18 protein-coding genes, 1 pseudogene and 1 riboswitch are annotated in these 26,694 nt (G+C 73.5%); of the genes and pseudogenes, 8 read left to right on the top strand and 11 right to left on the bottom strand.

Translation table 11 applies throughout. The features are described from left to right. Positions 1-6 precede the first annotated feature (6 nt). The gene (locus tag ACI769_RS00480) at positions 7-804 is read right to left on the bottom strand and encodes a maleylpyruvate isomerase N-terminal domain-containing protein (protein ID WP_085388347.1); all 798 of its coding nucleotides are present in this window, start codon (positions 802-804) and stop codon (positions 7-9) included. 109 nt (positions 805-913) lie between these two features. Here ACI769_RS00480 and ACI769_RS00475 point away from each other — a divergent pair, with 109 nt between their 5' ends. The 7 genes and pseudogenes from ACI769_RS00475 to galK all read left to right on the top strand — a co-directional run bounded on the left by ACI769_RS00475 (position 914) and on the right by galK (position 9,033). Then, positions 914-2,062, top strand: a complete 1,149-nt coding sequence (locus ACI769_RS00475; protein WP_085388348.1) for an Mrp/NBP35 family ATP-binding protein — start codon at positions 914-916, stop codon at positions 2,060-2,062. A 423-nt stretch (positions 2,063-2,485) separates the two neighbouring features. After that, positions 2,486-3,514: an efflux RND transporter periplasmic adaptor subunit gene (locus ACI769_RS00470; protein WP_085388349.1), complete on the top strand. Its 1,029-nt coding sequence runs from the start codon at positions 2,486-2,488 to the stop codon at positions 3,512-3,514. Continuing rightward, a complete protein-coding gene (locus tag ACI769_RS00465; protein ID WP_081599852.1) occupies positions 3,514-4,407 on the top strand; it encodes an ABC transporter ATP-binding protein in 894 nt (297 codons plus the stop codon). The genes ACI769_RS00470 and ACI769_RS00465 overlap by 1 nt, the downstream gene beginning before the upstream one ends. Further along, entirely contained in the window at positions 4,404-5,615 is a 1,212-nt protein-coding gene (locus tag ACI769_RS00460) for an ABC transporter permease (RefSeq protein WP_043652762.1), read from the top strand. Before ACI769_RS00465 ends, ACI769_RS00460 begins: the two co-directional genes overlap by 4 nt. Before the next feature lie 92 nt (positions 5,616-5,707). After that, positions 5,708-6,481: a DeoR/GlpR family DNA-binding transcription regulator gene (locus ACI769_RS00455; RefSeq protein ID WP_031315539.1), complete on the top strand. Its 774-nt coding sequence runs from the start codon at positions 5,708-5,710 to the stop codon at positions 6,479-6,481. A 62-nt stretch (positions 6,482-6,543) separates the two neighbouring features. Next, positions 6,544-7,746, top strand: a pseudogene (gene galT, locus ACI769_RS00450) (galactose-1-phosphate uridylyltransferase); the annotation flags it as partial. A gap of 24 nt (positions 7,747-7,770) precedes the next feature. After that, positions 7,771-9,033: a galactokinase gene (gene galK / locus ACI769_RS00445; RefSeq protein ID WP_371810618.1), complete on the top strand. Its 1,263-nt coding sequence runs from the start codon at positions 7,771-7,773 to the stop codon at positions 9,031-9,033. A gap of 10 nt (positions 9,034-9,043) precedes the next feature. On the opposite strand, the gene ACI769_RS00440 is transcribed toward galK, so the two are convergent. The 5 genes from ACI769_RS00440 to ACI769_RS00420 form a co-directional block, all read right to left on the bottom strand. Further along, positions 9,044-9,847, bottom strand: a complete 804-nt coding sequence (locus ACI769_RS00440) for an exodeoxyribonuclease III (protein WP_083385320.1) — start codon at positions 9,845-9,847, stop codon at positions 9,044-9,046. A gap of 45 nt (positions 9,848-9,892) precedes the next feature. Beyond that, positions 9,893-11,221, bottom strand: a complete 1,329-nt coding sequence (locus ACI769_RS00435; RefSeq protein WP_085388351.1) for an MFS transporter — start codon at positions 11,219-11,221, stop codon at positions 9,893-9,895. Positions 11,222-11,306: 85 nt separating this feature from the next. Further along, on the bottom strand, positions 11,307-12,188 hold the full coding sequence (locus ACI769_RS00430; protein WP_076405135.1) for a bifunctional methylenetetrahydrofolate dehydrogenase/methenyltetrahydrofolate cyclohydrolase: 882 nt from the start codon (positions 12,186-12,188) through the stop codon (positions 11,307-11,309). After that, positions 12,185-13,474 (bottom strand): serine hydroxymethyltransferase, encoded by a 1,290-nt coding sequence (gene glyA, locus ACI769_RS00425; RefSeq protein ID WP_085388352.1) that lies wholly within the window; start codon positions 13,472-13,474, stop codon positions 12,185-12,187. Before glyA ends, ACI769_RS00430 begins: the two co-directional genes overlap by 4 nt. Before the next feature lie 81 nt (positions 13,475-13,555). After that, a riboswitch (ZMP/ZTP riboswitch) is annotated at positions 13,556-13,666 on the bottom strand. Between the two features lie 31 nt (positions 13,667-13,697). Further along, entirely contained in the window at positions 13,698-14,216 is a 519-nt protein-coding gene (locus ACI769_RS00420; protein ID WP_043652776.1) for a GNAT family N-acetyltransferase, read from the bottom strand. A 231-nt stretch (positions 14,217-14,447) separates the two neighbouring features. Between ACI769_RS00420 and purU the strand changes: the two genes are divergently transcribed. After that, positions 14,448-15,245 (top strand): formyltetrahydrofolate deformylase, encoded by a 798-nt coding sequence (gene purU / locus ACI769_RS00415; RefSeq protein ID WP_241770101.1) that lies wholly within the window; start codon positions 14,448-14,450, stop codon positions 15,243-15,245. Between the two features lie 153 nt (positions 15,246-15,398). On the opposite strand, the gene ACI769_RS00410 is transcribed toward purU, so the two are convergent. From ACI769_RS00410 to pulA, 5 genes are all read right to left on the bottom strand, one after another. Continuing rightward, on the bottom strand, positions 15,399-16,511 hold the full coding sequence (locus ACI769_RS00410; protein WP_043652781.1) for a sugar-binding protein: 1,113 nt from the start codon (positions 16,509-16,511) through the stop codon (positions 15,399-15,401). Positions 16,512-16,582: 71 nt separating this feature from the next. Beyond that, positions 16,583-17,872 (bottom strand): multiple monosaccharide ABC transporter permease, encoded by a 1,290-nt coding sequence (gene mmsB / locus ACI769_RS00405; RefSeq protein WP_051027756.1) that lies wholly within the window; start codon positions 17,870-17,872, stop codon positions 16,583-16,585. Between the two features lie 57 nt (positions 17,873-17,929). Then, positions 17,930-19,486: a multiple monosaccharide ABC transporter ATP-binding protein gene (gene mmsA / locus ACI769_RS00400; RefSeq protein WP_085388354.1), complete on the bottom strand. Its 1,557-nt coding sequence runs from the start codon at positions 19,484-19,486 to the stop codon at positions 17,930-17,932. 328 nt (positions 19,487-19,814) lie between these two features. Next, positions 19,815-20,306 (bottom strand): GNAT family N-acetyltransferase, encoded by a 492-nt coding sequence (locus ACI769_RS00395; protein WP_085388355.1) that lies wholly within the window; start codon positions 20,304-20,306, stop codon positions 19,815-19,817. A 142-nt stretch (positions 20,307-20,448) separates the two neighbouring features. Next, positions 20,449-26,640, bottom strand: a complete 6,192-nt coding sequence (gene pulA, locus ACI769_RS00390) for a pullulanase-type alpha-1,6-glucosidase (RefSeq protein WP_085388356.1) — start codon at positions 26,638-26,640, stop codon at positions 20,449-20,451. Positions 26,641-26,694 lie beyond the last annotated feature (54 nt).

Raw genomic sequence — 26,694 nt, 5'->3', positions numbered from 1 at the left:
GGGGCCCTACTGCGTGCCCTCCGCCGCGACCCGGCGCAGGCGCGCGGCGAGGGCGGGGTCGCCCGTGACGACGAGCCCGTCCGCCGGGCCGCGGCCCCAGAGCCACAGGTCGAGCGCCCAGGCCGGGCCGGACACCTGCGTGGTCGTCGAGCCGGGCAGGTCGACGAGCTGGGCGACGTCGAGGTCGTACGCCGTCCCCGACTCCGGACCGGTCCCCGTGAAGCGGCCGAACGCGAGCTCCCAGCTCCGCGGCCGCTCCCCCGGCCCGTCGACGACGACGGAGACCGTCGCGCCGTCGGGCGTGAAGACGCCCCACCCGGGCACCCCGTCCACCATGACGGACAGCACCTCGTCGACGCCGTCCGCCGCGACGCCCGGGTCGGCGGGCGTGACCTGACGCCCGGCCGTGAGCTCCGCGTCGGCGCGGTGGACGAGCGCCTCGTGCGCCTGGCGTCGCAGCACCCAGCCGACGTGCCGGCCGTCGTCGTGCCACGACCAGCACGGCTCGTCGGGGTCGCGACCGGTGAGCGCCGCGACGAGCCGGCTCGTCGAGCGCTGGAGCAGCGCGGGCAGCTCGGCGTCGGACGCCGGCCGCGCGAGCGGCTCGACCTCGTCGCCGTCCATCCCCTCCCCGGGAGCCGGGCCGACGACGCGCGCCCAGAAGTCCTGCACCTCGGCGAGGTGGTAGAGCAGGTCGGCGCCCGTCCACTCGGGGCACGCGGGCACGCGCGCGTCGGGCGGGGCGCTGCGCACGGCGTCGCCGAACAGCTCGCTGTCCCGCGCGAGGGAGGCCAGGGCGTCCATCCGTGCACGGTAGCGCCGTTCCGCGGCGCTCGTCGTGCGACGGGGCTCACGTCCGGTCCGGGACCTCCGACCCGGCCGACCGGGCTCCGGCCGCGCCTACGATGGGGGCATGCCCGACCCCGCCGCAGACCCGCTCGAGCACGCCGTCCGGCAGGCCCTCACCACGGTCCTGGACCCCGAGATCCGCCGCCCCGTCACGGACCTCGGCATGATCCGCTCGGTCGCCGTCGAGCCCGGCGCGCCGGGCGCCGTCGTGACGGTGGGGGTCGACCTCACGGTCGCCACGTGCCCGATGCGCGACACGCTCGCGCGCGACGTCGACGCCGCGGTGCGCGCGGTCGAGGGCGTGGCGGACGTCCGGGTCGACCTCGGCGTCATGACCGCGGAGCAGCGCGCCGAGCTGCGCACGATGCTGCGCGGCGGCGTGGGCGAGCCCGAGATCCCCTTCGCCAAGCCCGGGTCGCTGACGAAGGTGTACGCGATCGCGTCGGGCAAGGGCGGGGTGGGCAAGTCGTCGGTCACGGCGAACCTCGCGGTCGCGCTCGCCGCGCAGGGCCTCGAGGTCGGCGTCGTCGACGCGGACATCTACGGGTTCTCGATCCCGCGCATGCTGGGCGTCGACCGGCAGCCCACGCGCGTCGACAACATGCTCCTGCCGCCGATCGCGCACGGCGTGAAGGTCGTCTCGATCGGCATGTTCGTGCCCCCGGGCCAGCCCGTCGTGTGGCGCGGACCGATGCTGCACCGCGCGCTCCAGCAGTTCCTCGCGGACGTGTTCTGGGGCGACCTCGACGTGCTGCTCCTCGACCTCCCGCCCGGCACGGGCGACATCGCGATCTCGGTCGCGCAGCTCCTGCCCGGCAGCGAGATCGTCGTCGTCACGACGCCGCAGGTCGCCGCCGCGGAGGTCGCCGAGCGGGCCGGGTCGGTCGCGACGCAGACCCAGCAGGGCGTCGTCGGCGTGGTCGAGAACATGTCGTGGCTCGAGCAGCCCGACGGGTCGCGCCTCGAGGTGTTCGGCGCGGGCGGCGGCGAGCGCGTCGCGGCGAACCTGTCGCGCGCCACGGGGACCTCCGTCCCCCTCCTCGGCCAGGTGCCGCTCGACGTGTCGCTGCGCGAGGCGGGCGACGGCGGCACCCCGGTCGTGCTCTCCGACCCGGGCTCCCCCGCCGCCGCCGCGCTGCGCGACGTCGCCGCGGGTCTCGCGCGCCGGCCCCGCGGGCTCGCGGGGCGGTCGCTCGGGGTCACGGTCGTCTGACGCGACGGCCTCCGGACGTCGGCCGGTCTTTCACCGTCCTTTTCCTGTCTTTTCCGCGCGCCACGGTATAGTCTCGCCCGCATCTCGTCCGGGGGGACGGCCGTCGGGCCGGTGAGGGGGATCGTGTCGTGGCAACGCCGCCGCTCCGCCCTGCCCTCGTCTCGCTCGCGATCCCTCTGACCTGCGACGCCGCTCCGGCCGCCCGGGCAGAGCGCTGCTGTCCGCCGGGCGCGCACGCCCGTCCCACGTGGTCACGTCGACCTGACCGGTCGGTGACCCGCCGGTGACGAAGCCGCGACAGAACTCCTCCCCAGGGATGACGACGCCGTCCGTGTCGCCGCCCTAGCCTCGGGCCGGGCCGTCGTCGGCCCCGCCAGCAGCGCCCGCTCGCCGTCCCGCCACCGTCGTCCCAGGAGCCCGCACGTGGGTATCACCCGCCGGATCGTCTTCCCCGCCCTCCGCATCGTCATCTGGGCGGCGATCGCCGCCCTTCTCGCCGTGATCGCGTTCCGCTCGGCACCCGAGCCCGCGACCGACCCCGCGTTCCCCACGGCCGAGCTCGTGGAACCCCGCGTGGCCGTCTCCACGGGAGACGTCACCAACACCGTGAAGCTGACCGGGCAGGTCGTCGCCGACCCGGCCGCTCCGCAGAAGGTGACGCAGCGCGGGGTGGTCACGGCGGTGCTCGCCAAGCCCGGCGACGTGGTCGAGGCAGGCGCGCCCCTCCTCGAGGTGACCCTCGAGGAGCCCCGCGAGCCCCTCACCGAGACCGACCCGGAGACGGGCGAGGTCACGGTCACCGAGCGCCGACCGAAGGTCACGCGGGAGACCGTCGAGGCCACCATCGGCGGGACGGTCGCCACGTTCACCGCGCTCAAGGACCAGGATGTGGCGGTCGGCGAGGACTTCGCGACCGTCTCGCCCGGCACGCTCTCGGTCACGGCCAGCATGGTCGCCGAGCAGCAGTTCCGGCTCCTCCAGATCCCCGGCGAGGCGACCGTCACGGTCACCGGCGGCCCCGCGCCGTTCGTGTGCACGAACCTCCGCATGGGCGCCGCCGCCGCCCCCGAGAACGCGCCCGAGGAGGGCGCACCCGACCCGGCGGGCGGTGCGTCGTCCGCGAGCGTGACGTGCGCCGTCCCGGGCGACGTCACCGTCTTCGCCGGGCTCGCCGCCGAGCTCGAGATCACCGCCGGCTCCGTCGAGGGCGCCCTCGTGGTGCCCGTGACGGCGGTCCTCGGACGCGTCGAGCAGGGCAAGGTGTGGGTCGTCGACGCGGAAGGCGAGCCCGAGGAGCGCGCCGTGACGCTCGGTCTCACCGACGGCTCGGTCGTCCAGGTGACCGAGGGCCTCGCCGAGGGCGACGAGGTCCTCGAGTTCGTGCCGGGCCAGGACGTCATGCCGGTCATGGACGACATGATGGTCATGGACGACAGCGAGGCCTCGTACTGATGAGCCTCCTGGAGCTCAGCGGGGTCACCCGCTCGGTGCTGCTCCCCGACGACCGCGAGCTCGAGATCCTGCGCGGCATCGACCTCACGGTCGGCGCGGGCGAGCACGTCTCGATCGTGGGCCGCTCGGGGACGGGCAAGTCGACCCTGCTCAACATCCTCGGCCTGCTCGACAGCCCGACGAGCGGGGACTACCTGCTCGACGGCGTCCCGATCGGCCGGCTCTCCGGCCGCGCCCGGGCGCGACGCCGCGGCACGGACTTCGGGTTCGTCTTCCAGCAGTTCAACCTGCTGCAGGGCCGTACCGCGCTCGAGAACGTCGTCGCCCCGCTGCTGTACGCGCGCGGACGGCAGTTCTGGCAGCGGCGCACGCTGGCCGCCCAGATGCTCGAGCGGGTCGGCCTCGGCGACCGGCTCGACACGACCCCGGAGAAGCTCTCGGGCGGCGAGCAGCAGCGCGTCGCGATCGCCCGCGCCCTGGTGCGCGTCCCGCGCGTCATCCTCGCGGACGAGCCCACGGGGGCGCTCGACGTCGACACGGGCAGCGAGGTCATGGACCTGCTCGACACCATCGCCGGCGAGAACGGGTCCGCGCTCATCGCGATCACGCACGACCTCGCCGTCGCGTCGCGCGCCGCCCGCCAGTTCCGCCTCGCCGACGGCGTGCTCACCCCGATCTCCATCAGCGCGCGCAGCGCCGGTTCCCTCGGGGCGCTCGGCGCCCCAGGCACCGACCACGATCCCGGGACCGACCCCGGGACGAGCCACGACCACCAGGCCGAGCACGTGGCCCGGCCGCTCGTCGGGGTCGCTCACGCACTCTCCGCTCGCGCGTCCGCCGCCACCGCGGCCGGGACCCCGGACACCGCACGCGACGCGGGGGCCACGGCATGACCGGCGTCGTCGGCGCCCTCCTCGAGGCCTGGGACGAGCTGCGCGTCCACAAGGTCCGGGTGCTGCTCGCGCTCGTCGGCGTCGCCGTCGCGGTCTGCGCGATCACCGCGATCTCGGCGGCCGGGGAGATGCTGCGCCAGGTCTCCGCCGAGCAGAACGAACGCTGGGGCGGTCGCGCCGCGACGCTCCAGGTCTCGGCATGGCCCACGGGCGAGGGCGGGAGCGTCATGCCCACGTCGGAGGAGTACGAGCAGGTGTTCGACGAGATCGTCGACCGCTATGGCATCGGCTACTCCTCGATGCTGCGCGACGCGCCCGCACCGGTGCGGTTCCCCGACGGCACGCGCGAGATCACCACGACCGGGGTGGAGCCCGACTGGGCCACGATGCACCGCTTCCAGGTGACGTCGGGTCGCTGGTTCACCGAGGCGGACGCGGACCGCCTCGCGCCGGCGCTCGTCGTCAACCAGGCGTTCCTCGACGCGCTCGGCGGGACGACCGTGGCCGAGCACCCGACGGTGACGATCGGCGGGGACAACCCGGTCGTCGCGACCGTCGTCGGGGCCTTCCCCGACGACTGGCCCGACATGGACCCGGTCGCGTACGCGCTGGTCGACGCCCAGTCGACGTGGGTCACGCCCGAGTCGATGGAGATGATGGGGCCGCCCCGGCTCGAGCTGTGGGTGCCCGACGACCTGTCGGACGCGCTCGTCGAGACGGTGCGCCGCGACGTGGCGGGCGCGCTCCAGGGCGTCCAGGCCGACGTCTACCGGTCCGACTCGCCGTCGGCGTCGGTCGTCGACGGCGCGATCCGGTGGGTCGTGCTCGGCGTGAGCGCGATCGCGCTGCTGCTCGGCGGGCTCGGCCTCGTGAACATCGCGCTCGTCACGGTGCGGTACCGGATCCGCGAGATCGGGATCCGCCGCAGCTTCGGCGCGAGCTCCGGGCGCGTCTTCTTCTCCGTGATGATGGAGAGCGTCGTCGCGACTACCGTCGCGGGCGTGCTGGGCGTGACGGTCGCGATCGTCGTGCTGCACAACGTCCCGCTCGACGTGCTCATGGGTTCGGCCGTCCAGGACGCGCCCGGCTTCCCGTTCTCCGCCGCGGTGACCGGGATGCTCGCGGCCATCGGGATCGGGGCGCTGGCGGGGCTCCTTCCCGCGCTCGTCGCGGTGCGCGTCAAGGTGATCGACGCGATCCGCTACTGACCCGCTCGGCCCGGCCTCGTCGCCGGGCCGAGCGATGTTCGGTCGTGTTTGATCATGTTGGATTTCTCGACGATGTGGACAATACTGTCCGCATGCTCGCCTCACAGCGCCAGGAGCGCATCCTCGCCGAGATCCGGGACCACGGCGCGGTCCGCATCGGTGACCTGACCCGGGAGCTCGGGGTGTCGGACATGACGATCCGCCGCGACCTGGTGGAGCTCGCCGACCAGGGCCTGGTCCGCAAGGTGCACGGCGGCGCCGTCGCGCCGCACACGACCGCGCACGAGCCGGGGTTCGCCGCGAAGAGCTCGCGCGAGGCCGCGGAGAAGGAGGCCATCGCGACGGCCGCCGCCCGCCTCATCACCGCGAACGCGTCGGTCGCGCTGAGCGCCGGCACGACGACCCACCTGCTCGCCGCCCGCATCGCCGCGGACCCCGCGCTGCGCCCCCTGACGGTCGTGACGAACTCCCTCCCGGTCGCCGAGATCCTGCACCGGGCCAACGACCCGCGCCTGGAGACGATCCTCACCGGTGGCAGCCGCACGCCGTCGGACGCGCTCGTCGGCCCGCTCGCCGAGGCCGCGCTGTCGGGGCTGCGCGTCGACCTCGCGTTCGTCGGGGCGCACGGCGTCGACCCGGAGATCGGGCTCACGACGCCGAACCTCGACGAGGCCGCGACGAACCGCGCGCTCATCGAGTCCGCCGGGCGCACCGTCGTCCTCGCGGACCACACGAAGTGGCACACGACGGGCCTGCGCGTCTTCGCGACGTTCGCCGACGTGGACGTCCTCGTCACCGACGCCGGGCTCGCCGAGGACGAGCGCGCGCGCGTCCAGGACCTCGTCGAGCAGCTCGTCGTCGCCTGACCGGCGACCGCCGCGCCGGCTCCCCGCCTCCCCCACCGCACCGCGATCGGAACACCGCACGCATGAACCCGCACCTGCGCCGCACCTCGACCCGGCTCGCCGACGGCCGCGAGCTCGTCTACTTCGACGACTCCCCCGCGTACGTCTCGGGCGAGCGCACGCGACGGCTCGACGACCCGCGCCCGCTGCCCGACCGCTTCGCCCCGGTGCCGGGCCCCGACGGGACCCCGCACCCGTACGTGGGCCCGGAGATGCGCCGGGACCCGCTCACCGGCGACTGGGTCCCGCTCGCCGCGCACCGGATGAACCGCACGTTCCTGCCCGCCGCGGACTCGTGCCCGCTGTGCCCCGCACGGCCCGGCAGCGCGTACTCGGACGGAGAGGTGCCCGACACGGACTACGACGTGGTCGTCTTCGAGAACCGCTTCCCGTCGCTCCAGCGCGTGCCGGGCGTCCCGGACGCCGTGGTCGAGGACGCGCCGCTCCAGCACCACGCCCCGGCGGCGGGCCGGTGCGAGGTCGTGTGCTTCTCGAGCGACCACCGCACGTCCTTCGGCGCGCTCCCGCCGCAGCGGGTGCGCACGATCATCGACGCGTGGGCGGACCGCACCGCCGCGCTCGGCGCCGAGCCCGGGGTCGAGCAGGTCTTCTGCTTCGAGAACCGCGGCCAGGAGATCGGCGTCACCCTGCACCACCCGCACGGCCAGATCTACGGCTACCCGTACGTGACGCCGCGCACGCGCACGCTGCTCGACCAGGCGCGCGAGCACCACCGCCGCACCGGCCGCAGCCTGCTGCGCGACGTGCTCGAGTCCGAGCTCGCGGACGGCCGCCGCGTGGTCCTCGAGACGGAGCACTGGGTCGCCTACGTGCCCTACGCGGCGCGCTGGCCCGTCGAGGTCCACCTCGCGCCGCGGCGCGACGTGCCCGACCTGCCCGCGCTCACGGACGCCGAGCGCGACGACCTGGCCACCGCCTACCTCGAGCTGCTGCGCCGCCTCGACCGGTTCTTCGAGACCGCCGACGGCGAGCCCATCCCCCTGCCGTACATCGCCGCGTGGCACCAGGCCCCGGCCCGCGAGGGCCGCTCGGTCGCCGACGGCGGCACCGACGACGTCACCCTCGCTCGGCTGCACCTGCAGGTGTTCTCCGTCCTCCGCGCGCCGGGCAAGCTCAAGTACCTCGCGGGCTCGGAGTCCGGCATGGGGGCGTGGATCAGCGACACGACGCCCGAGCGCATCGCCGCACGCCTCCAGGAGCTCGCCCCGACGAGCGCCGCCCGGGGCTGGGTGCCCGCGCTGGCGGACGACGACGGCGCCGCGCGCGCCCGTGCCGTGCTCGCCGAGGCGTTCGGCGCGGACGAGCCCGGCGAGGAGGTCCGCGTGTGGGCCGCGCCCGGGCGCGTCAACCTCATCGGGGAGCACACCGACTACAACGCGGGCCTGTGCCTGCCGGTCGCGCTGCCCCACCGCACCTACGTGGCGCTGCGGCCGCGCACCGACTCGCTCGTCCGCCTCGCGTCCGCGCAGGCGCCCGGCGAGACGTGGACGGCCCGCCTCGAGGACGTCGGCCCGGGCGAGGTCGCGGGCTGGGGCTCGTACGTCGCGGGCGTCGCGTGGGCGCTGCGCGAGCACCTCGTCGCCCAGGGCGCGGACCCCGCCGCCGTCCCCGGGTTCGACGCGGCCGTCGACTCGAGCGTCCCGTTCGGCGCCGGGCTCTCGTCGTCCGCGGCCCTCGAGTGCGCGGTCGCCGTCGCGCTCGACGACGTCGCCGGGCTCGGCCTCGCGGCGACCGACGCGGGCCGCGCCGTCCTCGCCACCGCGAGCGTCCGCGCCGAGAACGAGATCGCGGGCGCACCCACGGGCGGCATGGACCAGTCGGCGGCGCTGCGCGCGCAGGCCGGTCACGCGCTCCTCCTCGACTGCCGCCCCGGGCTCGACCCGGTCGAGTCCGCCACGCAGGTGCCGTTCGACCTCGACGCCGCGGGCCTCGCCCTGCTCGTCGTGGACACCCGTGCGGAGCACCAGCTCGTCGACGGCCAGTACGCGCAGCGCCGCGCCACGTGCGAGGACGCCGCCCGCACGCTCGGGATCGGCTCGCTGCGCGAGCTCGCCGACGCGGTGGACGCGAGCGACGACCCGGCGGCCGCGCTCGCCCGCGCGCTCGACGCTCTGCCCGACGACGTCGCGCGCCGCCGCGTGCGCCACGTCGTCACCGAGATCGGCCGCGTCCGCGCGCTCGTGGCGCTCCTGCGCGAGGGCCGGCCGGACGCCGTCGGGCCGCTGATGAACGCGTCGCACGCGTCGCTGCGCGACGACTACGAGGTGTCGAGCGTCGAGCTCGACGTCGCGGTCGACGCGGCGCGCGTCGCGGGCGCCCTCGGTGCGCGGATGACCGGCGGCGGGTTCGGCGGCTCCGCCATCGCGCTCGTGCGCGCGGACCAGGTCGAGACCGTCGCCGACGCCGTGCGCGCCGCGTTCGAGCGCGAAGGGCTCGGCGCCCCGGGCTTCCTGCTCGCGACGCCGTCCGCGCCCGCCGAGCGCGTCGCCTGACCGTTCCCGCTCAGACGTCGTAGGTGACGACGAGGGGCGCGTGGTCGCTCCAGCGCTCCTCGTGCGACGGCGCGCGGTCGACCTCGACCTTGACCGCGCGCTCCGCGAGCGACGGCGTCGCGAGCTGGTAGTCGATGCGCCAGCCCGAGTCGTTGTCGAACGCGCGCCCGCGCCAGGACCACCAGGTGAACGGGCCCGGGCCCTCGCCGCCGTGGACGCGGCCCAGGTCCACGAGCCCGACCTGGTCCAGCCACACGTCGACGTAGGCGCGCTCCTCGGGGAGGAACCCCGCGCTCTTGAGGTTGCCCTTCCAGTTCTTGATGTCGACGTTGCGGTGCGCGATGTTGAGGTCGCCCGCCAGGACGACCTTCTCGCCCGTGGCCGCGAGCTCGCGCAGCCGCGCCGTCACCTTCTCCAGGTAGGCGTACTTCGCGACCATCGTCTCCGGCTGGCTCACGGTGCCCGAGTGGATGTACGCCGAGACCACGGTGAGACGGCCGCCGTCGGGCAGCTCCAGGTCGGCCTCGACCCAGCGACCGGTGTCGACCGGCGGCTCGGGCTCGCCGGCCCCGAGGCCGACGCGGACCGCGGACACGGGCAGGCGTGACGCGACCGCGACCCCGGCGCGGCCCTTGATGTCGCACGCCTGGTGGGCGACGTGCCAGCCCTCCAGCAGGTCGTTGACGACCGAGTCGGGGGCGCGCACCTCCTGGAGCAGCAGGACGTCGGGCGTCCGGGACGCGATCCAGGCGTCCATCCCCCGGCGGTAGGCGGCGCGGATTCCGTTGACGTTGGCGGTGGCGAGGGTCAGCACGCGGGCCATCCCATCACACGCCACCGACAACGACGGGCCCCGGCGTCAGGCGGGCGGCGTGGCCTCGCTCACGGGCGCCGCGACGACGCGGGCCGGCCGGAACGCGCTCGCGAGGACCGCCGAGACGGCGGCGAGCACGGCCAGCACCACGAAGCCGACCCGGAGGTGGTGGGCGGTCGCGAAGACGCCGGTGAGGACGCCGCCGAGCACGGCGCCCGCGTAGGTGAAGACGTTGAGCCGCGCGACCGCACGGTCGGTGACCGTCGCCACGACCCCGGCGGCGGGCTCCCCCGCCGCTCCCGCCCGGCCCGACGCGACCGCCTCCCGGGCCCGGTCCCCGACCGCCGAGAACGCGAGCGGGGCGACGACGCCGAGCCCGAGGCCGGTCACGGCGAGGCCCAGCACGGCGACGGGCCACGCCGGGGCGGCCGCCACCGCGACGAACCCCAGGGCGCCGAGCGTGCCGCCCAGCCGCACGACCCGGACCCGGCCGAGGCGCTCGACGAGACCGTCCCCGACGAGCCGCGACACGATGAGCGCCGCCTGGTACGCCGCGTACCCGAGCGGGGCGGCGGCCGCGCTCGCCGCGAGGACGTCGCGCAGGAACGTCGCGCTCCAGCTCGACACCGCGGAGTCGGCGACGGGGAACGCGAGCATCCCTGCACCGAGCAGCGCGATCGTGCCCGCCGCGACCCACGTCACCGGTCCGGGCGCCGCCACGGCGCCCGGACCGGCCGGGGCGTCCCGCACGCCGGCATCCCCGACCACGGCATCCCTGACCTGGGCATCCCTGACCACGGCGTCCGGGGCGACGGCACCCGGGGCCGGGCGACCGCCGTCGGGCAGGCGCAGGGCGAGCCAGGCCGCGCCCACGGCGACGAGCAGCGCCACGAGCGGGAGCGCGAGCGGCTGGCCGAGACCGGCCAGCGCGCCGCCCGAGACCGCGAGCGCGCCGAGCACTCCCCCGGCCGCGTTCGCGGCGTAGAACGACGCGAGCAGGCTGCGGCCGTGCGCGCGCTCGACGTCGATCCCGAGCATGTTCATCGCGGCGTCGACGGCGCCGAGCGCGAGCCCGTAGAGGCCGATCGCCCCGAAGAAGACCGGCCACGACGGCGCGAGGCCGATCCCCGCCACCGCCGCTGCGGCGAGCAGCAGGCCACCGACCACCACGGTCCGTGCGCCGCGCAGCGCCGCCACGACGCCGGACAGCGCGCTGCCCAGGCCGGCGAGGACGCACACGCCCAGCACGACGAGCGTCACGACGTCGTCGCCCATGCCGAGCCGGTCCTTGTAGCCGGGGATGCTCGTGAGCACCACCGCGAACCCGAAGCCCTGCACGGCGTACGCCGCCGTCGTCGCGATGCGCTCCGTCACCCGCGCAGACTAGCGCTCGCGCGCCGTCCCGGGAACGCCGCAGGGCGCGGCCGCGGGTGACCCGCGACCGCGCCCTGCGTCGAGCTCAGGCGGAGGCGCGCTCCGCCGCGTCGACGACGTTCGCGAGGAGCATCGCGCGCGTCATCGGGCCGACCCCGCCGGGGTTCGGCGAGATCCAGCCCGCGACCTCGGCGACGTCGGGCGCGGCATCCCCGACGACGCGGCTCTTGCCGGTCTCCGGGTCGACCTCGCGCGAGACGCCGACGTCGATCACGACGGCGCCCGGCTTCACCATGTCGCGCGTGACGATCCCGCGGACCCCCGCGGCCGCGACGACGACGTCGGCGCGGCGCACGAGCGCGGGGAGGTCCGTCGTGCCGGTGTGCGTGAGCGTCACGGTCGCGTTGACCGCGCGCCGCGTGAGCAGCAGGCCGATCGAGCGGCCGACGGTGACGCCGCGCCCCACGACCACGACCTCCTTGCCCGCGAGGGAGATGCCGTGCCGCTCGACGAGCTCGATGATCCCGCGCGGCGTGCACGGGAGCGGCGACGTGACCTCCTCGTTGACGCGCAGCACGAGCCGGCCGAGGTTGGTCGGGTGCAGCCCGTCCGCGTCCTTGGCCGGGTCGATGAGCTCGAGCACGCGGTTCGTGTCGATGCCCCGCGGGAGCGGGAGCTGCACGATGTACCCCGTGCAGGCCGGGTCCTCGTTGAGGCGTCGGACGGCGGCCTCGATGTCCTCCTGCGTCGCGTCGCCCGGCAGGTCCTCCCGGATCGACGCGAGCCCGACCTCCGCACAGTCGCGGTGCTTGCCCGCGACGTACCACTGCGACCCCGGGTCGTCTCCGACGAGGAGCGTCCCCAGGCCGGGCACGACGCCCTTCTCCGCGAGGACCGCGAGGCGGTCCTTGAGCTCCGCCTTGATCGCGGCGGCGGTGGCCTTGCCGTCGAGGATCCGCGCGGTCACTGCTGGAGGCCCGGGTACAGCGGGAAGTCGGCCGTGAGCTTCTGCACGCGGGCGCGCAGCGCCTCGGCGTCGGTCGCGGCACCCTCGCGCAGCGCGGTCGCGATGATCTCGGCGACCTCGGTGAACTCGGCGTCGCCGAAGCCGCGGGTCGCGAGCGCCGGCGTGCCGATGCGCAGGCCGGACGTGACGCGCGGCGGGCGCGGGTCGAACGGCACGGCGTTGCGGTTCACGGTGATGCCGACCTCGTGCAGGAGGTCCTCGGCCTGCTGGCCGTCGAGCGCCGAGTGGCGCAGGTCGACGAGGACGAGGTGGACGTCGGTGCCGCCCGTGAGGACCGAGACGCCGGCCTCGGCGACGTCGGCCTGGGTCAGGCGGTCCGCGATGATGCTCGCACCGCGCAGGGTGCGCTCCTGGCGGTCGCGGAAGCCGTCCGTGGCCGCGACCTTGAACGACACGGCCTTGGCCGCGACGACGTGCATGAGCGGGCCGCCCTGCTGGCCCGGGAACACGGCCGAGTCGATCTTCTTGGCGTACTCCTCCTTGCTGAGGATGAAGCCGGAACGGGGGCCGCCGATCGTCTTGTGGACCGTGGAGGACACGACGTCCGCGTACGGCACCGGGGACGGGTGCAGGCCCGCGGCCACGAGGCCCGCGAAGTGCGCCATGTCCACCCACAGCTTCGCGCCGGCCTCGTCCGCGATCTCGCGAAACGCCGCGAAGTCGAGGTGGCGCGGGTACGCGGACCAGCCGGCGATGATGACGTCGGGGCGGGTCTCGAGGGCCTGCTTGCGGACCTCGTCCATCTCGACGCGGTACGACTGCGGGTCCACGCCGTAGGCGGAGACGTCGTAGAGCTTGCCGGAGAAGTTGATCTTCATGCCGTGCGTGAGGTGGCCGCCGTGCGCCAGCTCGAGGCCGAGGATCCGGTCGCCCTTGTTGATGAGCGCGTGCAGGACGGCGGCGTTCGCCTGGGCGCCCGAGTGCGGCTGGACGTTGACGTGCTCCGCGCCGAATAGCGACTTGGCGCGGGCGATCGCGAGGTTCTCCGCGATGTCGACCTGCTCGCAGCCGCCGTAGTAGCGGCGGCCCGGGTAGCCCTCGGCGTACTTGTTGGTGAGCACGGAGCCCTGCGCCTGCAGGACGGCGCGCGGGACGAAGTTCTCGGACGCGATCATCTCGAGGGTGTCGCGCTGGCGCGCGAGCTCCCCGTCGAGGACGGCCGCGATCTCGGGGTCGAGCTCGGCGAGCGGGGTGTCGAGGACGTTGTCGGCTGGCTGGGCGCTCATGGCGTCTCCTCCGCGGGTGTCTGGCAGTTCGTCGTCGATGGTCACGTTCCCGGCTCGCCGGGTACGCCCCACCAGGGGGTGACCCGGGGCCCAGGCGAACGACCCGTCGTCTGCACAGCGTGCCGCTCCCCGGTGGTGATCCACCCTGCCCGGGCGGAGTTCCACCGGGCGGCGCCAGTCGCGACGCGTCGATCCTAGCGCACGGCCCGTGGGCGGTCCCGGGCTACTCCTGCCCGACGGCGCCCGACTCGTTGCGCGCCTCGGCCTCGCCGAGGATGCGGCGGAGGTAGGTGTAGGTGAGGTCGCCCGCCGCCTTGTCGTACTGCTCCTCGTAGCCGTGCTTGGTGTACATGGCGAGGTTCTGCTTCGAGTCCTTGCCCGTGAACACCCAGATCTCCGTCGTCTGCTCGGGCAGGTACGGCAGCACCTCGAAGAGCATCTGGGTCCCGATGCCGCGGCCCTGCATGTCCGGCGCGACGGCGAGGCGGCCGAGCGTCGCCTTGCTGTCCTCGATCTCCACCCGCACGGAGCCGACCAGGCGCGGGCCGAGCCACGCGCCGATCGTCACGACGTCCTCGCGCGCGAGGTCCTCGCGCAGCTCGTGCAGCGTCTGGGTCAGCGGCGGGATGTTCGGGTCCTGGTAGAGCTGCGCCTCGGTGACGAACGCCGCCCGGCGCAGGGTCAGGAGCTCACCGGCCTCGGCGTCGGTGACGAGGCGGGTCGTGATCTGCGCGTCGTTCATGAGGACATCGTGTCAGACATCGCGCGCCGCGACCGTGCACGTCCGGGTCGGTGTCCGCGGGCGGGACCCGTGCGTCCTCCCGCCCGGCGCGCGGCTACCCTCTGAGGGGTGTCCACGACAGATCCCCGCGGCGCCGACGTCACCGACGTCACGGCGACCCGCACCGCGCAGTCCCCCACCGGCGAACCCACGCACTGGGTCCTCACGCTCTCGTGCCCGGACGGGCCGGGGATCGTGCACGCCGTGGCCGGGGCCCTCGCGCGGCTGGGCGGCAACATCACCGAGTCGCAGCAGTTCGGCGACCCGCTCTCGGGGCTCTTCTTCATGCGCGTCCAGGTCGAGGCCGCGGCGGAGCGCGCCGAGCTCGAGCGGGCCGTCGAGCAGGTCGCGGCACGGTTCGCCATGACGTGGCGGCTCGACGTGGTCGGGCGGCGCGTGCGCACCCTGCTCATGGTCTCGAAGGCCCCGCACTGCCTCGTCGACCTCCTGTACCGCGAGCGCTCGCAGGGCATGCCGATCGAGGTCGTCGGCGTCGTCGGCAACCACCGCGACCTCGAGGACATCGCGTCGTTCTACGGCAAGCCCTTCCACCACGTGCCCGTCACGCGGGACACGAAGGCCGCCGCCGAGGCGCGCCTGCGCGAGCTCGTCGAGGAGCTCGACGTCGAGCTCGTCGTGCTCGCCCGCTACATGCAGATCCTCTCGGACGAGCTGTGCCGCGAGATGCCGGGGCGCATCATCAACATCCACCACTCGTTCCTGCCGAGCTTCAAGGGCGCGCGCCCGTACGCCCAGGCGCACGACCGCGGCGTCAAGCTCATCGGCGCGACGTCCCACTACGTGACGGGCGACCTCGACGAGGGCCCGATCATCGAGCAGGACGTCGAGCGCGTCGACCACTCGCGCCGCGTCGAGGACCTCGTGGCGATCGGCGAGGACGTCGAGCGCCAGACGCTCGCGCGCGCCGTCCGCTGGCACGCGGAGCACCGCGTGCTCCTGGACGGGCACCGCACCGTCGTCTTCCGCTGAGCAGCCGCCGGGCGCGCTCCCGGCAGCCCGGGCGCGCACCCGCCGCTCTCCCCGGCACGACGACGGCCCCCGCCACGTCTCGGACGTGACGGGGGCCGTCGTGCGGCGGCGTGCCGGTTCGCCGCCGCCTCCCGGTCGCTCAGCGCGAACGGGTCACTTGGTGAGCTCCTCCAGGGTGGGGTCGCCCGCGTAGACCTCGGCGGCGTTCTCCTGCGTGACGATGACGGGCTCGAGCAGGAAGGCCGGGACGACCTTCACGCCGTTGTCGTACGACTCGGTGTCGTTGATCTCCGGCTCGTCGCCCGCCTGGAGCGCCGTGACCGCGTTGATCGACTCCTCGACGAGCTTGCGCGTGTCCTTGTAGATCGTCGAGTACTGCTCGCCCGCGACGATCGACTTCACGGACTCGACCTCGGAGTCCTGGCCGGTGATGACCGGGGTCTCCTTGCCGGCCTGCTTCGCCGACGTCAGGGCGGCGCGCGCCAGGGTGTCGTTCGGCGACAGGACGCCGTCGATCTCCTTGTCGGAGTAGCTGCCCGAGAGCACGGTGTCCATGCGCTTCTGGGCGTTCTCGGCCTTCCAGCCCTGCGTCGCGACCTGCTCGAACGACGTCTGGCCGGACGGGATGACGAGCGTGCCGTCGTCGATCTTCGGCTGGAGGACGCTCATGGCGCCCTCGAAGAACGGCGTCGAGTTCGCGTCGTCGGGCGAGCCGGCGATGAGCTCGACGTTGTACGGCGCCTCGCCCTTGCGCTCCTCGAGGCCCTGGAGCAGAGCCTGGCCCTGGAGCTCGCCGACCTTGAAGTTGTCGAACGCGATGTACTCGTCCACGGCGTCCGTGTTCTTCACGAGACGGTCGTAGGCGATGACGGTCGCGCCGTTGTCCTTGGCGTTCTTGAGCTGGGTGCCGAGCTGCGACCCGTCGATCGCGCCGACGATGATCACCTTCGCGCCCTGCTCGACCATCGCGTCGATCTGGCTCTGCTGCTCGGAGACGCCGCCGTTGGCGAACTGGACGATCGGCTTGAAGCCGGCCTCCTCGAGACCGTCGTTGAACAGGCTCTCGGCGAGGACCCAGTTCTCCGACGTCTTCTGCGGGAGCGCGACGCCGATCGTCGCGCCCTCCTCGAAGCCGGCCGCCGCGGACTCGCCGCCGCCGGACGTCTCGCCGCCACCGCTGTCGCCCCCGCGCTCGGAGGAGCAGCCGCTGAGCACGAGCGCGCTCGCGGCGGTGAGCGCCAGGAGCGTCGTGGTGAGCTTCTTCATGGGTACCACTTTCTGTCGGGCATCCGTCGTCGGATGCGGTCCGGGGGTCGTGCGGGAAGGTTCGGGAGGGCTCAGCCCTTGGCGGCCGTGGCGCCTGCCTCGACCGGGACCTCGGGCTGCGGGTCGTCGGCGCCGGTGACGGCACCGGTGCCCTTGTCGCGTCGCGACGGGAAGATCAGCCCGATGATCGACGGGCGGCCCTGCACCTTGTTGTAGACGTCGAACGCGACGGCGATGAGGAGCACGAGGCCCTTGATGATCTGGGTGCGGTCCGAGCCGATGCCCATGAGCTGCAGGCCGTTGTTGAGCACGGCCATGACGAGCCCGCCGATGACGGAGCCGACGACCGTGCCGACACCGCCCGAGACGGCGGCGCCGCCGATGAAGACGGCCGCGATCGCGTCGAGCTCCCACATGTTGCCGTCGAAGGGGCCGGACGCGGTCGAGCGGCCGATGAAGATCATGCCCGCGAGCGCCGCGAGGACCGACATGTTCATCATGACGAAGAAGTTCGTGCGCTTGATGTCGACGCCGGACAGCGCCGCGGCGGCCCGGTTGCCGCCGACGGCGTACACGTGGCGGCCGCCGACGGTCCGCTGCGCGACGAACTGGTAGACGATGACGAGCAGGATCAGGATGACCGCGGGCACGGGGATCGAGGTCCCGACGCGGCCCGAGCCGTAGAGGTACGTGAGGTAGGCGATGACGGCGCTGAAGAGGACGACGCGCGTCACGGCGACCGACGTCGGGACCGGGTCGGCGCCGAGCTTGCGGGCGCTGGCCCGGCGGCGGAGCTCCGACCACACGACCGCCGCGATCGCGAGGACGCCGAGCAGGAGCGTCGAGTTGTTGAGGCCGGTGCCCGGTCCCCACTCGGGCAGGTAGCCGCCGCCGATCCACTGGATCTCGGTCGGGACGGGGACGGTGTTGGACTTGCCGATGTACTGGTTGAGGCCGCGGAAGATCATCATCCCGGCGAGGGTCGTGATGAAGCCCGGGATGCCGACGTACGCGACCCAGAAGCCCTGCCACGCGCCGATGACCGCGCCGACGCACAGCCCCAGGAGGATGCCGAGCCACCACGGGATCCCCCAGTCCCGGATCGCGAGGGCGACGATGATGCCGGTCACCGCCGCGACCGACCCGACGGACAGGTCGATGTGGCCCGCGATGATCACGAGCACCATGCCGATCGCGAGGATGAGGATGTAGGAGTTGCCGTTGAGCAGGTTCTGCGCGTTGCTCGGGGTGAGGACGCGCCCCCCGGTCGCGATCTGGAAGAAGATGATCAGGGCGAGGAGCGCGAAGAGCATGCCGAACTGGCGCGCTCCGCCGCTCAGCAGCTGCTTGATGGACGACATCGTCGGTGGTTCCTTCTCGGTCGAGACGGGGTGGCTGGGGGTGGAGGGGCGGCCGGGTCAGGCCGCGTCGGCGGACGCGTCGCTCTGCGTCCCGGTCATGAGCCGCATGAGACCCTCCTGGGTCGCGTCGGCCCGGGACACCTCACCGGTGATGCGCCCCTCGAACACGGTGTAGATGCGGTCGCACAGCCCGAGGAGCTCGGGCAGCTCCGACGAGATGACGACGACGCCGCGGCCCGCGTCCGCGAGCTTCTGGACGAGCCCGTAGATCTCGTACTTGGCGCCGACGTCGATCCCGCGCGTCGGCTCGTCGAGGATGAGGAGCTCCGGCTCGGTGTACATCCACTTGGCGAGCAGCACCTTCTGCTGGTTGCCGCCGGAGAGCTTCGCGACACCCTCGTGCACGCTCGGCGCCTTGATGGAGAACGCCTTGCGGTAGCCCTCCGCCGCGACGAACGCCGCGTCGCGGTCGATGACGCCGGCCTTCGCGATGCGCGGCAGGTTCGCCGACTGGATCGTGCCCAGGATCGTGTCGAGCAGGTTGAGGCCGAGCGACTTGCGGTCCTCGGGGACGTACGCGATCCGGTTCTCGATCGCCGAGAGCACCGTGGGCATGGAGACCTCTCGCCCGTCGATGCGGACGATGCCGGAGAGGTAGCGGCCGTAGGTGCGCCCGAAGATCGAGCGCGCGAGCTCGGTGCGCCCCGCGCCCATGATCCCGGCGAAACCGACGATCTCTCCCCTCCGCACGTGGAAGGTCGAGCCCTTGCACACGAGGCGGCCGGGCACCTCGGGGTGCTCGACGGTCCACCCCTCGACCTCGAAGAAGGTTTCGCCGACCGACGGGGTGTGGTCGGGGAAGCGCGACTCGAGCGAACGGCCGACCATGCCGCGGATGATGCGGTCCTCGTCGACGGCGTCGTCCTTCACGTCGAGCGTCTCGATCGAGCGGCCGTCGCGGATGATCGTGATCGAGTCGGCGATCGCCTCGATCTCGTTGAGCTTGTGCGAGATGATGATGCTCGTCATGCCCTTGGCGCGCAGGCCGCGCAGCAGGTCCAGCAGGTGCTCCGAGTCCTCCTCGTTGAGCGCGGACGTCGGCTCGTCGAGGATGAGCAGCCGCACGTCCTTCGCCAGCGCGCGGGCGATCTCCACGAGCTGCTGCTTGCCGACGCCGATGTTCTTGATCTGCGCGTCCGGCGACTCCTGGAGCCCGACGCGCGCCATGAGCTCCTCCGCCCGGCGCCGCGCCACGCCCCAGTCGATCCCGAACGACCCCTTGACCTCGTTGCCGAGGAAGATGTTCTCGGTGATCGAGAGCTCCGGGATGAGCGCAAGCTCCTGGTGGATGATGACGATGCCTGCCTGCTCGCTCGAGCGGATGTCCTTGAACCGGACCTCGGCGGCCTCGTAGTAGATGTCGCCCGTGTACGTGCCGTGCGGGTACACGCCCGAGAGCACCTTCATGAGCGTCGACTTGCCGGCGCCGTTCTCCCCGCAGATCGCGTGGATCTCCCCTGCGCGGACGCGCAGGTTGACGTCGTCGAGGGCGCGCACGCCCGGGAACTCCTTGGTGATGCCCCGCATCTCGAGGATCACGCGCTCGTCCGTCATCGGACCTCCTCCTGCCGAGGACAGCGCGCGGGGCACCTGTGCCCCGCGGACCCGGACACCCTCAGCGCCGTCCGAGCGGGCCCGACGCTATGCCCGTCGTGTTCTTGGCGTCAACTCCTGAACGCAAGGCCAGGGCGAACTGTGATCGAATAGCGACCTTGGTCCTATGACAGCGCAGACATATGCCCCGGATGTGAGCGCGAACACGCTCGATCTCACCTAAGCGATCAGGACATGAATGCTTGAGAGCGCTTTCAGGCGAGGCGCACGCTGGGCTGCCGACATGCGGGTGCACCGAGGTGGCCGCGGCGGTGCCGGCGGTCCGGGCCTAGCGAGGTGGGAGCGGGCGCTTGAAGCCCTCGTGCGACTGCTCGTAGCCGAGCGACCGGTACAACCGGTGGGCGTCCGTGCGTCGCTTGTCGGACGTGAGCTGGGCGAGCGCGCAGCCTCGCGCGACGCCCCACGCGTGCGCCCACGCCATCATCGCGCGACCGACGCCCTGGCCCCGCAGCCGCCGGTCGACACGGACGGCCTCGACCAGCAGCCGCGTCGCGCCGCCGCGGGAGATCCCGGGGACCACGGTGAGCTGCATGGTGCCCACGACCTCGCCGTCGCGCTCCACGACCACCAGGGCGTTGTTCGGGTCCGCGTCGATCGCGGCGAACGCCGCCTCGTGCTCCGGGCCGACCTCGCCGGTGCGGGCGCGCGCGATCGCGTCGTCGGCGATGAGCTCGACCACCCGGGGCAGGTCGGCGGCGACGGCCGGACGGAAGACGAGACCCGCCGTCGGGCGGACGGCGGGCGAGGGCGAGGTGGTCACGGCTCGCGACGCTAGCACCAGCCCCCCGGGAGACAACGACGCCGACCGGGGTGCGCCGAGGTAGACCCCGGGTAGGCCGAGGGAGAGCCCTGGTGATGACCAGGGCTCTCCCTCGGCGGGTCGTCCTACCTCGGCGGTCGGCTCAGGAGCAGGTGGCTCCCTCGTGCTCGACGGTGAAGGTCGAGGTGACCTCCTCGCCGTCGACCACCGCGGTGGCGGTCACCGTGGCCTCGCCGGCCGCGACCGCCTTCTGGCGCGTCGCGAACGACTGGTAGGCGTTCTTGCCGGGCGCGACGTCCGCGACCGCCTTCTCTCCGAACGGCGTGGCGAGCCGGACGTCCACCGGCACGGCGCCGTCGTTCGTCGCCCGGACCGCGACGTACGCCTTGCCCGCGAGGCAGCGCGTCTGCACGTCGACGGACACGGGCAGCTCCGCCCCGGCCTGCGGCTGCACCAGGACGGCGACGGACCGCCCGGGGACGGTCACCGTGCCGGTGGCCGCGTCCCACGTGGTGCCGCGCACGACGTCGTCGCTCCCCTCCTGCTGCACGGGCGAGAGCACGTACTCGCGGCCCGCGAGCGCGGACAGCGGGACGGTGACCTCGTCCGGGGAGGCGTTGAAGACGGCGAGGAGCCCGTCGAGCGCGGGGTCGACGTCGGTGCCGACGGTGTCGTCCACCGCCATCGCGACGACGCCCGGGACCTGGTCCGGCCCGGCACCCGGGAAGGTGACCTTCTCCCGGATGAGCTCCGGGTCGCCGAGCCGGAACAGCCCGGTCGAGTGCCGCAGGCGCAGGAGGTCCTGCGCCTGCGCCGACGCGGTGGCGATGTCGTCGGGCGACGGCTTGAGCGCCGGGTTCGCGAGGAGCGGGGCCATGAGCGGCCACTTGTCCTCGTTGTCGGCCGCCATCGGCAGGCCCTTGCCGAACCCGTTGTCCTGACCGGTCCAGTCGATCGCGTTGAACCAGTCGCCCGAGTCGTAGCTGTTGCGGTCGAGCGACTTCGACCGCAGCAGGTCCGTGCCCGCGTGCCAGAACGACGGCGTCTGGGAGAGCGCCGCGGTCGCGAGCGAGACCGTGTTCATGCGCACGCGCTCGTCCATCGGCGTGTCGGCCGGGAGCTTGAGCGCGAGCAGGTCGAACAGCGTCTCGTTGTCGTGCGCGTCGACGTAGGTCACGACCTCCTCGGGCGAGTCGGCGTAGCCGGCCGGCGCCCCGCGGTAGTCGATCTCGTCGCCGCGCTTCTCCTCGCCCGTCGACGTGACGAGCGTGTAGTCGCGCAGGTTGCCCGCGAGGCCGAGGCGCACGAGGTCGGTCTGGTGACCGAGGTCGGCGAGCTCGTCCGCGGACCCGTCGTTCACGGTCCCCGGCTCCCCCGCCCGGGCGGGCTGCCCGTTCGGGTCGGTCGCGAGGCCCGTGCCGAATCCCTGCGTGAACGTCGTGGCGCCGTCGACGGGCGAGCCGCCGTGCACGGCGTCGCGCAGCCGGTCGGAGAAGGTCCCGATGCCCGTGCCGCCGAGCTGGCCCTGCGTGGCCTGCTCGAACAGCGCGTTGCCCGCGACCTCGCCGAAGTCCCAGCCCTCGCCGTACAGGTAGACGGACTTCCCGTCGACGCCGTCCTCGGCGAGCGTGAGCTCGTCGAGCGCGGCCCGGACGTCGAGCATGTTCTGCTTCGAGTGGTGGCCCATGAGGTCGAAGCGGAACCCGTCGACGCGGTAGTCCTTCGCCCACGTGACGACCGAGTCGACCATGAGCTTGCCCGCCATCGCGTGCTCGGTCGCGACGTTCTGGCAGCACGTGCTCGTCTCGACGGAGCCGGTGGTCGGGTTCTGCCGGTGGTAGTAGCCCGGCACGACCTTGTCGAGGACGGACTTCGCGTCCTGCCCGCTCGCGGCGGTGTGGTTGAACACCTGGTCGAGCACGACCTGCAGCCCGGCACCGTGGAGCGAGCCGACCATGGTGCGGAACTCGGCCACGCGCGCGCCGCCGTCCGCGTCGACCGCGTACGACCCCTCGGGCGTGCTGAAGTGCCACGGGTCGTAGCCCCAGTTGAAGCCGTCCTGCGCCTGCACCGCCGCGACGGCGGCCTGCTGCTCGGGCGAGTCGGGCGCGAACCCGGTGAGGTCGCCGGTCGCGGCCTGGGCCTCGCGGTCCTCGGGGATCGACGCGATGTCGAACGTCGGGAGCAGGTGCACCGTGGTGACGCCCGCGTCCGCGAGCTCGCGCAGGTGCGTCATGCCGGCCGAGTCCTTCTCCGCGAACGCGAGGTACGTGCCGCGCCGCTCCGCCGGGACCGTCTCGTCGGAGATCGAGAAGTCCCGGACGTGGAGCTCGTAGATCGTCTGGTCGACCGACCGCTCGACGACCGGGGCGGGCGTGCCCTCCCACGCGCTCGGGCGGAACGCGGGGTCGTCGAGGTCGACGGCCACCGAGTGGGTCGAGTCGAGCGTCAGGCCCACCGAGTACGGGTCGGTGACGACGTTCGTCTCGACCTTCCCCGTGCTCGGGACGTAGACCTGCACCTCGTAGAGGTAGCGCGCGCCCTTCCAGCCGACGGCCGCGCCGCCGAGCTTCTTGTCGGCCGCCTTGCCGTCGAGGGTCCACGTGCCGTCGGCCTGGCGCGCGGCCTCGAACCGGCGCGGGTCGTCGTCGAGCGACGCCCCCGCGGGCCACGCGAGCACCGAGACGGCCTTCGCCGTCGGCGCCCACAGCGCGAACGACGCCCACTTGCCGTTGGCGTGCCACGAGACGCCGAGCTCGCGCTCGGCGGCGTCCTCGGCGAACAGGTCGTCGACGACGCCCGGCACCTGGACGCCGGTCGCGGCCGTGAGCGCGCCGTCGTCGGCCCGGGTGACGAGGAGCTGGCCCGTGAGCGCCGCCTCGACCTCCGCGCGGTCGAGCGGCTCGCCGTCGTCGAGCACGCGCAGCGCGGTGTGCCCGGCGAGCGCGGGGAACTCGGCCGCGACGTCGTCGGGCAGGCCCGACGGGTCGACCTGGAGCCTGTACGACGCCGTGCCCTCCGGGGCCTGCACCTCGCCGTCGGCGCCGCCCGGGGTGACCGAGAGCCCGCCCTCGGGGGCGGACCACAGGGTCCACTCGTCGCCCGTGCCGAGGTCGCCCGGCCAGGCGACGACGCCCTCGCGCACCCAGTGCGCGGCCTGCTGGCCGGTGCCGGGGAGCGGCGGGTTCGCGACGTCGATCGTCAGGACGTGGGACGCGAGGTCGTAGGAGAACGTGACCAGCTCGCCGTCGCCGACGGAGAACTGGTAGTTCGCCCCGTCGCGCGCGCCGCCGACGCCGTAGTTCTCGGCCCAGCTCAGGCCGTGCGCGACCTTGCCCTCGTACGCGCCGGCCGCGAGGCGGTCGGTCGACCAGGTGTAGACGCCGTCGCCGTCCGGGTCCTTGAGCCAGGACGCCAGGCAGTCGGGCGCCCACGAGCCGGGGCAGCCGACCTGGTCCTGGAACGAGCCCGCGAGCGTGACGATCGGCCCCTGCGCGGTGCTCGAGAAGTCCTTGCTCACCGGGTCCCAGTAGAACGTCACCGGGCCGCCGGCCGTCGTGTACGTCGCGTTGGTGCCGTCCTGCACACCGCCGACGCCGTAGTTCACGGTCCACGACCCGTTGATCGCGACCTTGTACTCGTACGTCCCGGCGGGGACGTCGAACGTGCCCGCGTAGACGCCGTCCGCGCGCTTCGTGAGCTTCGCGGCCTCGCAGCCCGGGGCCCAGTCGCCCGCGCAGCCCATGGCCGCGTTGTGGCTGCCGGGCACGGTCACGAGGTCGATCTCGGGCTCGGGCTCCTCGCCCACGACCCCGCTGACGTCGACCCCGACGCTCGCGAACGTGGACGCGGCGGCACGGTCGCCGTCGGCGTCGGTCGTCACCGCGCGGTACTCGACGAGCGTGCCGTCGGCGAGGCCCGCGACGTCGTGGAAGACGCGCGGTGCCGTGTCCTCCGCGGTGCCGAGCGGGTGCCACTCGGCGCTCCCGACCTCGCGCCACGCGAACGACGTCTCGGCCCACGCGTCCGGGTCGACGGTGGCGGTCACCGGCGCGACGCCCGTGACCGCTCCCCCGGCCTGCGGCACGGTGAGGGCGATGTCGCCCGACGAGTCCGCGCCGACCTCGCGGTCGGCCCGCAGCACGACCGTGCCCGTCGCCGGGACGGTCAGCGTGACGACGCCGTCCGCATCGGCGGTGACGGGGGCGGCCTGCTCGCCGTAGAGCACCTCGTACGAGGCGCCGGGCGTGAGGGTCGTGAACGTCGCCGTCCGCTCCTGCGCCGCGTTGTTCAGTGCGACCAGGTGCTCGACCTTCTCCTCGCGGTCGACGCGGCTGAACGCGTACACGCCCGCGCCGTTCTCGACGTAGCGCTCCACCTGGGCGCCGTCGGCCAGCGCCGGGTGCGCCTCGCGCAGCGCGGCGAGCCCGGCGATGTGCGCGTAGAGCGGCGCGTCGGTGCCGAAGCGGTCCACGCTGCCCGCCTGCTCGCCGGTGACGAGCGGCTGGTCGGCGTACTCGTCGACCTGGGTCGCGAACAGCGTCTGGCGCGCGTCCTTGTCGCCGCCCTTCCCCGCGAAGCCCTGCTCGTCGCCGTAGTACACGACCGGCTGCCCGCGGGTCAGGTACATGAGGTCGTGCGCGAGCTCGTCGCGCGCGAGCGGGTCGTCGGTGCTCGCGAGCATGTACCCGACGCGGCCCATGTCGTGGTTGCCGAGGAACGTCGGCAGCGCCTGCGCGTTGGTCGTGGGCGTCGTGTACATGTCGTCGCTCGCGAAGAGCGACGCCAGGCCCTTGGCGCTGTTGCCGCTCGCGAAGCTCGTCGCGGCGGACTGGAACGTGAAGTCCAGCGTCGAGCTCATGTCCGTCTTGCGCACGTAGGGCGAGAGCTTCGCCGCGTCGGCGTCGTACACCTCGCCGAACATGAAGAAGTCGTCCTTGCCCTGCGCGTGCGCGTAGTCGAGGACCTCGGTGGTCCACGTCTCCCAGAACTCGAAGTTCACGTGCTTGACGGTGTCGATGCGGAAGCCGTCGATGCCGAGGTCGATCCAGTCCTGGTAGACGTCGACGAACCCGTCGACGACCGTCGGGTGCTCGGTCATGAGGTCGTCGAGGCCGTCGAAGTCCCCGTACGTCACGGACTCCCCGGTCCACGTCGAGTTGCCGCGGTTGTGGTAGAGCGTCGGGTCGTTGAGCCAGGCCGGGACCTTGAGGTCCTCCTTGCCCGCGGGGACGACCGGCGTGTACGGGAACGACGTCGCGGCGTCCAGCGCCGGGAAGTCGCCGGTGCCCGCGTGGTCCGCCGGGTCGAACACGGTGCCCTCGGCGTCGCGGTACGGCGACGTGGCCTGGTCGACGTACGAGTACTGCTTCTGCTCGTAGTCGATCACGTCGGCCGTGTGGTTCGTGATGATGTCGAAGTAGACCTTGATCCCGCGGTCGTGCGCCTCGTCGATGAGCGCCTCGAGCTCGGCGTTCGTGCCGAGGTGCGGGTCGATCTGCGTGAAGTCGGTGATCCAGTAGCCGTGGTAGCCCGCCGACGCGTCGGCGCCCGTGCCCTGGACCGGCTGGTTCTTGAACGACGGCGTGAGCCAGATCGCCGTCGTGCCGAGGCCCTCGACGTAGTCGAGGTTCTGCCGCAGGCCCGCGATGTCGCCGCCCTGGTAGAAGCCCTTGTTCGTCGGGTCGAACCCGGAGACGAGCGGGTCGTCGCCGAGCCCCGCCGTGTCGTTCGACGGGTCGCCGTTCGCGAACCGGTCGGTCATGACGAAGTAGAAGCGCTCGTCCGACCCGGGCTGGCGCACGGGGGGCACCACGAGGTCGGCGTCCTGCGCCTCGTCGTAGCCGCCCGCGAGCCCGAGCGGCGTGAGCGCGATGCGGTGGGTCGACTCGTCGAACGTGACGCGCACGGTCGCGTCGCCGCCGAGCACGAGGGGCGCGTTGTCCTGGCCGCCCTCGCGCCCGTACGCCTCGTCCCACGCGTCGTCGTAGGCGACCTTGTACTCGTAGGTGCCCGCGGGCACCTCGAAGTCGGCGGACCAGACGCCGGCGGCGTCGGTGGGCGCGAGCTCGGTCGCCGCGCACGCGGGGTCCCAGTCGGCGGGGCAGCCGAGCTCGGACTGGAGGTCGCCCACGAGGGCGAGCGTGCGCTCGTCGGCCCCCGCGGCGGGGGCGGCGAACGCGGCGAGCGTGACGCCCGCCAGGCCGGAGGTGGCGAGCGCGACGGCGGTGACCGACGCCGTCGTGCGGGCCCCGCGCGTGCGGCGGGGCGTGGTGTCGGATGGGTGGGGCGACGGTGTGCGCGGGACGCGGCGACGTCGCGGCGTGGAGGTCATGAGGACTCCCTCGTCCGGTGGCTGGTGCGGGACCGCAGGCGTGAGCAGGCAGGT

Origin of the sequence: Cellulosimicrobium sp. RS, from assembly GCF_046159675.1 — a bacterium.
GTDB classification, from domain to species: Bacteria; Actinomycetota; Actinomycetes; order Actinomycetales; family Cellulomonadaceae; genus Cellulosimicrobium; species Cellulosimicrobium funkei.
Note: the sequence above shows the minus strand (reverse complement) of the source record. Positions and strands in the feature narration are given on the sequence as shown.

Excerpts from the sequence above, each read along its gene's own strand:
- ACI769_RS00480 (WP_085388347.1), bottom strand. The coding sequence starts at position 804 with ATGGACGCCCTGGCCTCCCTCGCGCGGGACAGCGAGCTGTTCGGCGAC.
- ACI769_RS00475 (WP_085388348.1), top strand. The coding sequence starts at position 914 with ATGCCCGACCCCGCCGCAGACCCGCTCGAGCACGCCGTCCGGCAGGCC.
- ACI769_RS00465 (WP_081599852.1), top strand. The coding sequence starts at position 3,514 with ATGAGCCTCCTGGAGCTCAGCGGGGTCACCCGCTCGGTGCTGCTCCCC.
- ACI769_RS00460 (WP_043652762.1), top strand. The coding sequence starts at position 4,404 with ATGACCGGCGTCGTCGGCGCCCTCCTCGAGGCCTGGGACGAGCTGCGC.
- ACI769_RS00455 (WP_031315539.1), top strand. The coding sequence starts at position 5,708 with ATGCTCGCCTCACAGCGCCAGGAGCGCATCCTCGCCGAGATCCGGGAC.
- glyA (WP_085388352.1), bottom strand. The coding sequence starts at position 13,474 with ATGAGCGCCCAGCCAGCCGACAACGTCCTCGACACCCCGCTCGCCGAG.
- ACI769_RS00420 (WP_043652776.1), bottom strand. The coding sequence starts at position 14,216 with ATGAACGACGCGCAGATCACGACCCGCCTCGTCACCGACGCCGAGGCC.
- ACI769_RS00410 (WP_043652781.1), bottom strand. The coding sequence starts at position 16,511 with ATGAAGAAGCTCACCACGACGCTCCTGGCGCTCACCGCCGCGAGCGCG.
- mmsB (WP_051027756.1), bottom strand. The coding sequence starts at position 17,872 with ATGTCGTCCATCAAGCAGCTGCTGAGCGGCGGAGCGCGCCAGTTCGGC.
- mmsA (WP_085388354.1), bottom strand. The coding sequence starts at position 19,486 with ATGACGGACGAGCGCGTGATCCTCGAGATGCGGGGCATCACCAAGGAG.
- pulA (WP_085388356.1), bottom strand. The coding sequence starts at position 26,640 with ATGACCTCCACGCCGCGACGTCGCCGCGTCCCGCGCACACCGTCGCCC.